Source organism: Leptospira noguchii serovar Panama str. CZ214, from assembly GCF_000306255.2.
Taxonomy (GTDB): Bacteria; Spirochaetota; Leptospiria; order Leptospirales; family Leptospiraceae; genus Leptospira; species Leptospira noguchii.
Map to the genome: position 1 here is coordinate 67,287 of NZ_AKWY02000014.1, position 13,920 is coordinate 81,206.

The following is a 13,920-nucleotide window of genomic DNA, read 5'->3' on the forward strand; positions in this document are numbered from 1 at the left end:
ATCGTTATTTTTCCAAAAGAACTTTCAGATTGTTTAAACTATCATCCATGTTCTGAATGATTTTCTGTTGTTGATCAAAACAAACATTAACTATAAAACTAATCACCGTCATAGGAAAGGACATCTTGTCTGACATGCCGATCAAAACTTTTGTTTGTTTTTCATTTACAGATTGAGTTGTAACGTAAGAATTAAAACTTCCTTCAAAAGGTTTTTGAAAACGAATCTGAGTGTCGAGTCTTTCTCCGTCTATGACGTTTGTGATTTCTTGTTCAGCGGTTCCCACTTCTGGATTTTCACTTTCCCAAGAAGAAATAAATCCAATGCTGCCATCCGTTCCTTTGAATTGTTTTTTCATCTGGGGGTCTTTTTTAGACCAAGCATTCCATTGTTCGTGATTTTTTAGAAATTTAAGTTCTGCAAAAACTATGTTTTTGGGCCGATTGATGATAACTTCTCTTTCTAATTTGAATTCCTTGGGAGAAATGACCGCAAGGACTATTATCAATGCCACAATCCCACCTAAGATATATGATAAAATTTTCATATTCTATTCTCCTATTGCTTTTATAGAAAGTGTGATCATTTGGATTTTGTAAATGAAAAAACGAAAATGGTTTTTATGTTTCCGTTTAATTTTTCCACACTGATTGTCTTAAGGTAAGTTCCGCGTAAGAAGTTTTGTCGAAGCCTAGAGTAATCACGAAAGTGTGAATGAAATACTCTCATAAAACTCTTTGAATTGTGACTCCTAGGAAACAATTTTTTGAGTTTCCTAGGAGTGTATTGTATTCGAGGAGTAAATTACTGCACGAGTCAGCACAACTCAAATGTTTTATTCAACGAGTCACAATTGAATAAAAACTTACCTGATTTCAATTTATAAAACTATTGTTCTACACAAAGAATGCTGGCGGGAACATCTTTCCAGTTGTATGGATCTGTATGATCGGGTAAAGAAGTCTTTGAGCAAATTCCTTGATCGACAAAAATGGAGTTTCCATATTTCCAATTTGCTAAACCGAACGCTCCTAATTCATTCGTACTGGAAGAAGTCCAGTTGAGACAATTCAATTGGTTTGCGGAAATAACTTTATTTTTCCAAGTTTGATCTAGTCCGGTCCAAATCGCATAATTTCCTGCAAAAGAATTTTGGAATGGAAATGAAAAAAGTCCCACAGAATTTGTCGTTCCGATAATCGTATCATCCGAACGTCTATATTCTTGGAGAGGTTTGAGTACCCAGTCTATTTGTCCGTCTCCCGCGTTTGGACTTAGGGAAGCTCTACGAGTATCTCCGACGAGCATCGCCTTATACCCACCTCCTAAAGAAAGTAGTTTAGAGGGTTTGTTGGAATCCAGATTGCAATAACCATCTGCTTGTGTGATTCCTCCAAAGTTTGCGTTATGCGGATTTGTCGGTACGAAAGTATATTTATGGCTTCGAAAGTTTACTCCATACCTAGAAAGTAACCTTTCGATTAAAATATCTCCGTATGTTTGATTGAGTGTTTCCCTCAACCTTTTCGAGGACATATATTCCATATTTCTAAAAAAGTCGATCGAATTGTCATCGTAAACGTAGCCCATCAGTCTTGCACCTTCGTAATGTTGGTCAAACGGTCTACCCGGTTCTGGGAAGTCACCCACTCGAATTCCTCCCATCTTATGATGCCAAGAAGTATGACCTAACTCGTGAATTGAAATATTTTGGGACGTGTATTGTAAATTTCTTTGTCTCATCACTTCTACGTATTCCGTTGCGTTTGCAACGCTTGGAGGACAACCTAAACAAGGCTGATAGAAAGTAGGATCGAAGTGGAAGGTAGTCGTTCCGTTTGTTATAGTATGGAAAACTCTCGTATCTATAATGTTTGCATCCGAATACGCCGCTAAATAAACATTCGTAATAGGAACAATCGATTGTCCCAATTGAGCGTTGGAAGTTGCGTAAGCCCCTCCTTGGATTTTAGAAAAGTCTGATATATATAGGGTAACGTCTTCTCCATTTTGGCGAATGGGATAAAGGATCTCTAAATCCGTGAGCAATTTTGTTTGATTGAATTCATAATACAACATCGTAGCCAGAAGGCGTTCATCCGGGTTGTTCAAATTGAGAGGAGTTTTTCCAGGAGTTTTGGGTCTTGTGTTATACCAGTTTTCAACTAAGGCCTGATTGAGATCCGGTTGAATCATGGAAAAATTTTGGATCCCTTGGATTTCGAGTTTGAAATATTTTTTAGTGGCTTCGTAAAATTCAGAAGTGAGAATATTTCCCCAAGAAGTTAAGGAATCGTTTGTAGTAAATTGGGTATCTCCAAACCGAACGATACGGATTTTGATCGTATCCAGAGGTCCCGCCACGTTTACGGGTATGGGAGTTTCGGCAGTATGAAGGTCTATGATGTTTCTTGAAAATTCCGTAGTTTTATTACTGCCAGAAGAACAGTCCGAAGGTGCGTTATGATAAATCTTGAAACTAAAGATATTTTCATCTGCATGGTAGAATTTAATAGAAGGAGGAGCCTGAAAACGGACTGTAAGAATTCCCTGAGGATAATTGGAAATGGAAACCGGGAAATCGGAAGTGGTTGAACATTCCGTGCTGATTCTTGATTTTTTATTAGTGGGAACCAAATTCAATTTAAGCATTCCAGAATTAAGCATGAATCCACCCAACAGCTTAATATAATCCACCGAGACCTCGTTCTTTACGGTTTTGATTTTATTTAGGTTTAAAGCAAAAACATAAGTATTTCCACGGTAAAGTTTTGAAGAGCTTGAAACCGGATTACCGTTTGAATAAATATATGCGTCTCGATTGTTGGTGATCATATCGTTGATAATGTTGTTAAACGTAGAATCTACAACGGAAGAGATGGTGACGTTTTCCGTGACGGTCGGATACTGAGTTTGTGGACCCCCTTGCATCGCAAGAGTATAAGTTCCTGGAGGCCAATTGAGAGTAGAAATACTCATCTGATAGGCGGATCCCGTAGGTCTTAGATCGGAAATTTCCGTAATGTCTTTTGAGTCCATATGTTTGGTTTGAGGAGGAAGGATCCCGTTTTGATAGTTAGAAAGTTCTTGGGGCGTAAGATCTTTCCAAATTAGCAAATAGTCCGTAAATCGTGCGTTAGCCGGTGGGTAGGCCAAAACGTTGAGTTGTCCACCGGAAGGAACGGAAAGACGTTCGCAGGAAAGTCCGTAAGAGTTTAGGATATAAACGTATCCTTTGGAGGGATCGTAAGAAGGGGCACAATCAAAGTTCGAAAGATGTGCGTTAGACGGATTATGGACCAGATTTAAAATTGAGTCCGCGAAGCTAGAAAAGAAAAAAGGGTCGGTTTGATTGTTTTGAAATTTTGTATTACAACCTAACGCAAAATATACGGTCGCAATACATACAAGTATATATTTCATTTCATTCTCCTAAATTAGAATTTTAAATTTTCTAATTGAATTTTACTAACATTTCAATTTTAAGAATTTACCGATTTTTTCAAAAATCGGTCGGTTATTTGGTTTCTAAATAAAATGCAAAAATGGTTTTAGTGCTGGAACTCGTGCGAAAATTTAACAATATTAGAACTACTTGAAAGTTCGCAAATTACCAAATGTGACGGTTTTTGTAGAAGTCACTGCATTATTAAAAATTTCTAAAGAATTACACACAAATTCATTGGGTTTTTGGACAAACCCTTAGTTAAAGATTCTTTATAGAAGTCTAACGATGCGATAAGTGCGATAAAGAAAATTTAAAATGTAAAAGTTTAATCAAGGAACAATTAAAAACACTCTTGTTTTACAGTTCAATTAAAGAGTAAAATCGTATTCTGTCTTTTGAATGAACTTAGGTTAACGAACTAAGAATTTCTCTCCATATATAAAAAGTTCTATTTGGACTCACTAAAATTTTTGCAAATGTCGCAGTTCCCACATTCCGAAAATTTTGCATCAAAGTATTGGTAAACGAATTCTCTTCTGCACTTTTCCGATTTTAAATAAAGAAGCATTTGATACAGACGTTTTAGGCTAGTTTTCTTTTTAAATTCTAACGACTCTGTGGAACGCAAAGTTTCGGGCAAAGTAGAAATTAATTTTAAAGAATTCTTTTCCAACTCTCCCGAAGTGACTCCATATCTATCAAACAGATTGAGAACGGTTTGAAGTCTGTGATCTCCTCTATTTTTAGAAACGATCATAGATTGTAAATCTTCGTAATCGATTGAAGATAATTTTTCTCCTAAACGTTCTAAGGTCTGAAATGTACGAGAGATAAACGCCGCATCCGGATTTTGCCATTCTATAAAATCCATCAATACAGAAAGGTCGTCTTGGTTGTAAAACACATGACAATCGGAGGGATTACCGTCTCGTCCTGCTCTCCCAATTTCTTGATAATAACTTTCTAAAGAAGAAGGAAGTTCAGCATGAATGATCGTTCTAATGTTTGGTTTATCCACTCCCATACCAAACGCGTTTGTAGCGAGTAGGATTTTATCATCCGATTTTAAGAATTGATTTTGAACTTTTTTCCTTTGATCTTTGTTTAGCTTTCCGTGATAAATGGTATATTTTATTTTTTGAATGTCTAGTTTTTCACAGAATTTTTCCAAACTCTGAATAAGATTGAAGTAAACGATTGTGCTGCCTTTCTGTTTTTTTAAAAGTTCTAAAATTGCATCTGATTTAGAAGGTTCGTCTACAAATGTTCTTACGTCTAAAAACAGATTCGGTCTACAAATTCCTTCGTTATATATTATAATTTCAGAATTTTCTAATCCCATTTGAAGGATCATGTCTTTTCGAATTTCGGTCGTAGCGGTAGCGGTTAACGCGATTGTAATCGGTTTACCTAGAATTTCTCTGAACTCGGAAATCTTAGTGTAATCTGGTCTAAAGTCGTGACCCCACTGACTGATACAATGGGCTTCGTCGATTGCAAGAAGAGAAACCTTTCTATTTTTAAGACAATCTATAAATTCATTTTTACGAAAACGTTCCGGAGAAACGTATAAAATCTTATATTTACCTTCTTTTAAGTTTTGATAACTTTGAAGTCTGTCTTGTTTGGAAAGGGAAGAATTGATATAATCCGCTTCGATTCCGAGTCGTTTCAATTTTAACACTTGATCTTGCATAAGCGCGATCAGAGGAGAAATGACGATTGTCAATCCTTCTAAAATGAGTGCTGGAATTTGGTAGCAGAGCGATTTTCCCATTCCGGTCGGCATGATCACTAAACAATTTTTTCCGGAAAGAATGTCTGTGATGATTTTCTCTTGAGAGGTTCTGAAAGAGGAAATTCCGAAAAGGGTTTTGAGTTCGGAAAGAGAGGTCATTGCGATCAGAATTTGTAGTTTATCTTAGAGTGCAAGATAAAATGTAATTACTTGCCACAAGGCTGAATTCTTGGGATGTTCGTATTTCAATCGGAGAAAATTGTTTGTCGATAACTCATATTACAAGTTTATCTCTTGAAGATATAACCTCGGAACTTTCTCAAAATATACTTAAGGAAAGAAAAAATTTCCCACTTCGTTCTACTATGATCGTAGTGCCGAGTGTAAATATGAAGTCTTGGTTAAATCTGAACCTTGCTCGTATCTCCGGACTTTGCGCCAATCTTAGATTTCTTTTTCTTGAAAAGGCGCTCGAAGAATATTTTCATCTCAGAGCAGGTTTAGATTACGATCCGTTTCAAAGAACATTCCCCAGTCAAGATATAATTCAAAGAAAAATTTTAACCTTTCTAATTGAAAATTCAAATTTGCAAGAAACTAAATTTTTGGGTTCTTTTTTAGAAAGTATTCCGCGAGCGTTTTCTTTAAGTGCAAAACTGACTTCGCTTTATAAAGATTACGAATTAAACCGATCTTCTTGGATTCAGAGTTGGGCAAATGAAAAAGGTTTAGATGTTCCTTCTATTTCCCGTAGACCAACACCGTTTCCAAAAGAAGACGAATATTATCTTTTTCAAAAGAAGTTATATCAAAAACTTTTTTTGAATTCGAACCAACCGAACACGCTCATTCAATTTTTTCTCAAAGAGATTTTTAAAAACCCAAAACGTATTCCCCAAGATTCCTTGCATCTTTTTTGTCTTTCTAATCTTGCGGACACATATTTAGGAATTTTAGAATCCATTTCTAAAAAGGACAAACTTCCGATCTATCTCTATCAATTTCATACAGGTGCCTCTACTAAGGCTGAATTTCCAGGACCACAAAGATGGTCCAATCCGCAGATTCATATTTCTTCTCGAATTGCTTCCATTCCAGGAATTGTTTCTAAAAATCTAGAAGATTCTCGTTTTTATCCTGAAAAACTTTCCAAACTTAGAAATCTCCTCAAAGGAAATACAAGAACGCATAATGTAAAAGAATTTTCAGAAGATGTTTCGGTCCGTTTTTGGAACGCTCCTTCTTCTTATCGAGAAATGGAATCGGTTGCAAACGACATTCTCTATAAAATGAACCAAGACAGTACACTGACGTATCTAGATTTTGCGGTTTTGGTCACGGATATGAAGGTTTATCGTCCAACCGTAGAATGGGTGTTAGACGGAGGGATACTTCTACAAACTCGGGTGGACGCAGATCCGGTTCGAAAAAAAATTCCATATTCTTTGACGGATATCAACGCGAACGAGGCTTCTCTTTTATATAGAGGTTTAATGAACCTTTGGGAAATTTGTTCTGGAAGTTCCATTCGTAAAAACGATCTTTTAAAACTTATTAGAAATCCTCTTTTGCAGAAAAGGATTCGAATTCATCCTGAAAATGTGCAGGAGCTGGAAAGGTTGATCGAAACGTCTGGAGTCAGATACGAAGAATCTGGAAGGGAAGAAGATACATTCCAAATTTCGAATGGACTTAAAAGGATTCGATTGTCTTCGATTCTTTCTCAAGAAACCGCTTGGATAAAATATAAAATTTCTCAGATTCCTTTTGAATCCGAAGAATATCCTTTGTATCTAACAGTTTTTTGGGAAACGATTCTTAAAGTAAAAAAAGATATTCTTTCTTTTGCTGTAAACGAAACGGTCCGATGGACTTCCGAATATTTCAGTGTAATGCGAACTTCTATCGAAGAACTTTTTGAGTTTTCGGAGGAATACGAACATGAAGCAAAACTTTTTCACAGTTGGTTTCAATCGCTTTCCGAATGGGAGGGAATCCAACTACAAAATCAAGAGCAAGGAATTTCTCTCTTGAAATTTCTCACGGAACAAATTTTTGATCAGATACCTTATCGTAAAGGAGCGTATCTTACGGGAGGAGTTACAATTTCTCTTTTACAACCGATGCGTCCTATTCCTTTTAAACATATTTACGTTTTAGGATTGGGAGAAGGAAAGTTTCCGGGTTCTGACGATATTTCACAATTGAATTTAAGAAAACACTTTCGTGAAGAATGGGATATTTCTAAAACAGAAATCCAAGAATTCCTTTTATGGGAAACGATTCATTCCGCAAAAGAATCAATTACTTTTAGTTACGTAGGTAAAAATCTGCAAGAGGATAAAACGTTTGAACCCTGTTCCCATTTTCTTGAAATCATGGAATTTTTGGAAGTTAAGGAAGCTATTAGTATTCCATTGCATTCGTATAGTATAAAATACGAACATACTCCCCAAGGGTTAAAACAAGGTTTGGTGAGTTATGATTTTGCAAGAGTTTGGGTCAACGGAAATCGAAAGGATCATCCTGTTCTAGGTCGATTTCAGGATCTGAACGAACTGACAAAAACTCATTCCGTTCTTTCTCGTTCTCAAATAGACGTAAAAGAACTTTCTCAGTTTTTAAGCGATCCTTTGGACACGTATCTCAAAAGAAAACTGGCGATGTATTTAGAAGAAGAGAACGCTGAGGAAAACGAAAAAGAACCTTTCTATCTGGACGCGATCGAGGAAACCTATATATTAAAAAAAATGCATGCACTTATGATTCCGGATCTGGTTTTAGAAAAACCTTGGATTTGGGATCAAGAAAAAATCGTTCAAGCGATTTCTCCGATTTTAGAAAAGGAAAAGTTGTCGGCAAAATTTCCAGCGTCCGTATTTGGAAAGATACAAGAAACCGATTTAGTTCGATATTTAGTAAAAACTAGTGAATATCTTTCGGAATGGAAAATTCTTTTTCAAGGTGGAAAGTATTATCCGTATTTGAGTTTAGGAGATACTGGATTACCGGATACGATTTGTAAAAAACTTCCTGCGTTAAAAGTTCCTTTAGAATTTGGGGATTTTTTTATTCAAGGAGAATGGGAACATGTCATCGAAAAGGATGGGAGTTTATATTGGTTGTTTTCTAAAAGTTTAGAAGAAAAACCGAGCGAGGACTACTTCGGTTATAAGGATTATTGGAAAGTGATGAGTTTCCCCTTTTTAACCGGGGTTGCATTTGCTTCTTCTAACGAAAATTTTAAAATTTATTCTTTTAAACCTAGACCTTCGGAAGAATCTAAAAAAAAGAATATTCTAGAATTTGAATATACCATAGAGGGCTCTTCTTTGGGAATGGAATATCTTTCTAAAATACTAACGGAATATTTGAAAGAAGAGCCTATCTTTTTTCCACGTAAAGCATTTCTAAGTTATTACGTTAAAAATATACAGGCGGGTTCCGGTAAAAATAAGACGCCCGAAGACTTGTCAAAATTTGAAGACGAAAACGTTTGGGTCCGTTTTCTTAAAGAGGAATTGAGTGGTATTAAGGAAGACTTATCCCCGTTGGTAAAACTGTATCCCAAAACGCCAGAATTGATTTTACAATCTAAAATTCGATGGGCTAAACATTTTTACAAACCTCTTTTGGATTGGAAAAGGATTTATGAACGTTAGTCGTGCTTATAAATTCAAATCTAGTTTTATAGAAGCCTCCGCCGGAACCGGAAAAACTTATACGATTATGGAAGTCGTAGGAGATCTAATTTTAGAACATAAAATTCCTTTGACTCAGATTTTAATTTTGACTTATACGGAAAAAGCAGCAGGGGAACTCAAAGAAAGACTTAGAAAAAAATTGATCGATTCCGGACTTACTAAAGAAGCCAGGGAACTGGATCAGGTAACGATTTCCACAATACACGGATTTTGTAATATGATTTTAAAAGAATATCCGGTGGAAACGGAAACTACCACCAACTGGATCTTAACGGACGTTTTGGAGCGTTTAAGCGCCGCGTTATATAAACTCCAACACGATGAATGGAATTCTTGGGTAAATTCGGAAGAGTTGGAAGATTTTATTTCGACTTCGAAATATAAATTCAAAAAAGAAAATATTCTAATTTCTGCATCTAAACTTTTAAGCGGTAAAAATTACGTTTATTCCAAAGAAACAACTCCTATGAGTTCAAAGACTTTTCTTCAAAAAACGGCATTGATCCTTGCGGAAACGGTTTTAAAGGAGTTTAAAACTTCGGAATGGATGAGTTACGACCAAATGATTTTAAAAACCAGGGATTCTTTGGAAAACCCTCGTCTTAAAAAAGCGCTTCAAAGTAGATACAAAGTAGGGATCTTGGACGAGTTTCAAGATACGGACGGAGTTCAGTATGAAATTTTCAAACGACTTTTTTTAGAATCTGACGACGAGAGGGCGTTGTATCTAATTGGGGATCCGAAACAATCTATCTATGGATTTAGAGGAGCGGACATAGGGATTTATCTTCAAGCAAAAGAAGAATTAAAAAAACAGAAAGCGGAAGAAATTTCGTTGAACGTCAATTATAGATCGGTCCCCGAGTTGATCCGAGCCTATAACGAAATATTTGGTGGTAAATCTGGGAAGCAGAGTTTTTTTCCGATCTTAGAACAATCGGTTCCGATCGAATATGAACCTGTATTTGCCCCAGAAAAAGATATTAAGATTTTATTAAGCACCAAACACAAAGAAGGTCCGATTCAGATTGTACAATTTGCCGGAAAAGATTTTTGGAACACTCAAGACGCAAAAAATGCTTGGGCACAATTTATCTCAGAAGAAATTTTAAAACTCATTCACAAAGAAAATCCGTTTACTTATCAAGTTGCTGAAGGTGACTCGCGGTATGTGGAAAAAAAACTAAAACTTCGCGAGATCGCCGTTTTAGTAAAAAGTAAGTCGGAAGGAAAACTTGCGGAACAATTTTTAAAACTCAGAGGAATTCCTTGTTCTTTTTACAAACAAGAAGGAATTTATCAATCTGTAGAATCATATCAGATTTCTAATATATTCGAATGTCTTTTAGATCCAAATAAACCTTCTTCTTATCGAAAACTTTTATTAGGAGATTTGTTTCAAATTCATCCGGCACACCTTTCTTATTTTGATGAACACTCGATTGATTCGTACGAAAAAAGTATATTAGATCGTTGGAAAACTCTTTCTATAAATCGTAAGTTCTCTGAATTATTCCGTTCTATCGAAGAAGACAGCAGGATTTTTTTGACGGAAAATGAAACGGATATAGACTGGGAAAGAAAAAGAACCAATTATAGACAGATTTTTAGAAGATTGCTTCAGTTTCAAATTACAAATCAAGCCGATCTGGAAGAAGTATTAGAAGAATTGAAACTACTTCAAAACAGTTCTAAAAACGAAGAGGAACTTCCTTTGTTCGAAAAAGAAACCGAAAAAGATGCAGTTCAAATACTCACTTTACATTCTTCTAAAGGTTTAGAATGGCCTGTTGTTTTTTTGTTCAACCTTTCCGGAGATTTTATTCCAGAAGTATACGACTATCCTATTATAGATAAAGATGGAAGGCGATCTTGGAAATTGAGTCTTTGGGACGACGAAGAGGAAAAGAAAATTAGTAAAGAAATATATTCTAATCAATCTTTGAATGAAAACAAAAGACTTCTATATGTGGGAATTACTAGATCCAAGGTAAGGCTTTATCTTCCGTTTTATACTCCATCGAGCAATTGGAAAACAAGAGATTCGGCATATTATAAAATTCTTTATCCTAGGCTTCAAGGTATATTAGAAAATAAAATCAATACAGATCTATTTCATGTAATTTCTTGGACACGAACACCTTTTGATTCTACCGATCCTAACCGAATGGATCAAAACTTAGATCCAGAAATATGTTTTACGCCCTTACTTTACAAAGAATCAGAAACTTCTAAAACGATTCTCCTCAATAGTTATTCGTCTTTGAAGAGTAAAATGAATTTTTCGGAAGAAGTATCTTTTCCCGTATTAGGAGAAAAAAAATATATCCAGTCGGATGATGCTGAGAATTCCGAAACGGAAATCAAAGACGTACTTCCTTCTTCCGCTTCTATCGGTTCTTTTTTACATTCTCTTTTGGAAGAATTAGATTTTTCTGTTTTTAAAACTACGACGCCTAAAGAGCTTTTAAAAAACGAAAAAATTATTTCCAGAATGGATTTTCATTTGGATTATTTTCGAATTTTAAAAAGAGAAGAGGGACTTCCTATTTTAGAAAAGGGAACGATCCAAAAAAGGACTATAGAAATTTTATGGAATTTATTAAACGCAAAAATTCCGATTCAGGAAAAAACTTCGTTTTGCCTAACGGATCTTTCCAAACAAAATAGAATTTCTGAAATGGATTTTCATTTGGATTTGGATCCTAAAAAAACTTGCCCTGGAAATTTTTTAAGAGGCTCCATCGATTTGGTATTTCAAATAGATAATAAATTTTATCTGGCAGATTATAAGTCCAATCTGCTTGAAGATTATTCTGCTATTTCTTTAAAAAGAAATGTGGAAAATTCGGAAAGTAGATACGACCTTCAACGAGATATTTATGCATTAGTACTTTATGAATATTTAAAAAATATATTTGGTCCGAAAGAGGCCTTACAAAAAATCGGAGGAGTATATTATTTTTTTCTAAGAGGGATGAAATACGGAGAGAGTTCTGGAATTTATTCAGACTTTTTTTGGGATTTAGAAAGAATAGAATCTATCCGCAAAACCGTTATAGAATCGACAACGTTTCAATGGGGGGAATCCAATTGACTTTTATCGAAAAGCTAAGAGCGGATATTTTAGAACTGGTAAAATCGTCGGAACTAGAAAAGAAAAATTACATAAAAGTATCCGAAGAAGACTCAAACCATATATTAGAAATATTGAATTCTATTTGGAACGCTACTCAGGAAGGAAGTTTATGTGTTCCCGTAAAACAAGAATGGAAAAAGATTTTAAAAATAAAACTTCCCGGTCTGGTCGTGGATCGGTTCGAAAATACGGAATGGGTGTATTTCGAAAAAACGTATCATTCTAAGGTCGAATTGGAACGTCTTTTAAAAGAAAGAATCGAAAATTATATTTCGGTTAACGTAGATGCGGATCAAGTCGAAAATATCCTAAAGGATTTAGAATCGAAAAGTTTTTCACTAAAAAAAAGCCAAAAAAAAGCGATCTTTTCTTGTTTAAATTCTTCTTTTCAAATTGTAAGCGGAGGACCTGGAACTGGAAAAACAACCGTAGTAGCGTTTTTATTACAAATTTTGAATGAATTGAAACAACTTCCATCTCCGGAAAAGATTGCGCTTGTTGCACCTACCGGAAGAGCGGCGCAAAGACTAACAGAATCGGTTCAAGAAAATTTAAAAAAAATATCCACGTCTTTCGAAAATGAATTTCTAAGAGGACAGACGATTCACGGGCTTTTAAACTACAAACAGTCGTTAGGTGGATTTTATTATAATCGGGAAAGATACCTTCCACATCGATTGATTATCGTGGACGAAGTTTCTATGGTAGATTTGAATCTGATGCTTTCTCTTTGGAATTCGATTCCTAAAAATGAGACGATTCTAGAAGAAACAATTCCGTTTCGGTTTATATTGATCGGAGATCCACATCAGCTTCCTTCTGTGGAAAAAGGAGCGGTGTTAAGTGATTTTTTATCCGTGTTAGAATCTAAACGATCTCGTTTTGTTTCTAAATTAGAAGAAAGTAATCGTCAACAACCAAACACAAACGGAAAAATTTCAAAGATAGTCACACTCGCCGAAGAAATTTTAAGATATTCTCCTGAAAACTTAAATCTGGGAACTAAGATAGACGAAAGTTTTCCAAAGACGATTCAAATCAAAGAGAATACTCAGTACAAAAGTGAGGTGGTATGGTTGCAAAATATTGAAAGTACTAATTTGGATTATTTTTCTAGGGACGGATTAGTCGAAAAACTTTGGAAAGAAATTTTTTATCCTCAAATCAATAGAATTGCATCTTGGAAAATTCAGGATTCTTTTTGTTTTGATAAACCAGATTTTATTCAAAAATTTCAAGATGAACTGAAACGATTTCGTTGTCTTACAATTTTTAAAAGTGGCTATTGGGGAGTGGATGCGATTCAAACCAAGATCATGAATTTGGCCGCTCAAAATTTTTTTATAGGAAAAGGCGGAAACTTTTTTGCCAAACGACTTTCTAAGGGAATTTATTTTGTGGGTCTTCCCATTTTAATCACTCGAAACGATAAAAACAGAAAACTTTTTAACGGGGATATTGGAATCGTATTAAAAACGGAATCTACCAAAGAACTTAGAGCAGTGTTCCCAATTGAAGGAAAACTTTTTCAATTTGCGTTAGACACTCTTCCAGAACATGAACCGGCGTTTGTGATGAGTGTACATAAAAGTCAAGGATCTGAATATGATACAATTATAATGTATCTTCCGGATTCTATAAAAGAAGAAAAATCTCGTAGTCTACTCAATCGCCAGATCCTTTATACCGCAATTACAAGAGCTAAAAAACAAGTGATCTTGGCTGGAAATCCGCAAACCTGGGAAATTGGAATTGCCAATTCTCAAAATAGAAATACTGGATTTAGGATTTAGAATAAAATGTAAGTAAATTAGAATATAATTAATTTCTATTTCTTAAAAAAATAGCCCTCTGAAAGATTAAACACTTCGCACATAAATTTGTTTATTGT

Annotated in this window: 6 protein-coding genes; 3 read left to right on the forward strand and 3 right to left on the reverse strand. The window is 35.2% G+C overall.

The genetic code is table 11. The features are described from left to right. Positions 1–4 precede the first annotated feature (4 nt). The 3 genes from LEP1GSC059_RS05400 to LEP1GSC059_RS05410 form a co-directional block, all read right to left on the reverse strand. Entirely contained in the window at positions 5–547 is a 543-nt protein-coding gene (locus tag LEP1GSC059_RS05400; RefSeq protein WP_017215575.1) for an SRPBCC family protein, read from the reverse strand. A 341-nt stretch (positions 548–888) separates the two neighbouring features. Beyond that, on the reverse strand, positions 889–3,423 hold the full coding sequence (locus LEP1GSC059_RS05405) for an extracellular matrix-binding protein Lp95 (protein ID WP_017215576.1): 2,535 nt from the start codon (positions 3,421–3,423) through the stop codon (positions 889–891). A gap of 473 nt (positions 3,424–3,896) precedes the next feature. Next, positions 3,897–5,345: a RecQ family ATP-dependent DNA helicase gene (locus LEP1GSC059_RS05410; protein WP_017215577.1), complete on the reverse strand. Its 1,449-nt coding sequence runs from the start codon at positions 5,343–5,345 to the stop codon at positions 3,897–3,899. Between the two features lie 104 nt (positions 5,346–5,449). Here LEP1GSC059_RS05410 and LEP1GSC059_RS05415 point away from each other — a divergent pair, with 104 nt between their 5' ends. Genes LEP1GSC059_RS05415 through recD form a run of 3 tightly spaced genes read left to right on the forward strand, consistent with a single transcriptional unit; the run spans position 5,450 to position 13,822 of the window. Beyond that, positions 5,450–8,848 (forward strand): exodeoxyribonuclease V subunit gamma, encoded by a 3,399-nt coding sequence (locus tag LEP1GSC059_RS05415; protein ID WP_017215578.1) that lies wholly within the window; start codon positions 5,450–5,452, stop codon positions 8,846–8,848. After that, positions 8,838–11,987, forward strand: a complete 3,150-nt coding sequence (locus LEP1GSC059_RS05420; RefSeq protein ID WP_017215579.1) for a UvrD-helicase domain-containing protein — start codon at positions 8,838–8,840, stop codon at positions 11,985–11,987. Before LEP1GSC059_RS05415 ends, LEP1GSC059_RS05420 begins: the two co-directional genes overlap by 11 nt. Beyond that, entirely contained in the window at positions 11,984–13,822 is a 1,839-nt protein-coding gene (recD, locus tag LEP1GSC059_RS05425) for an exodeoxyribonuclease V subunit alpha (protein ID WP_020980444.1), read from the forward strand. Before LEP1GSC059_RS05420 ends, recD begins: the two co-directional genes overlap by 4 nt. Positions 13,823–13,920 lie beyond the last annotated feature (98 nt).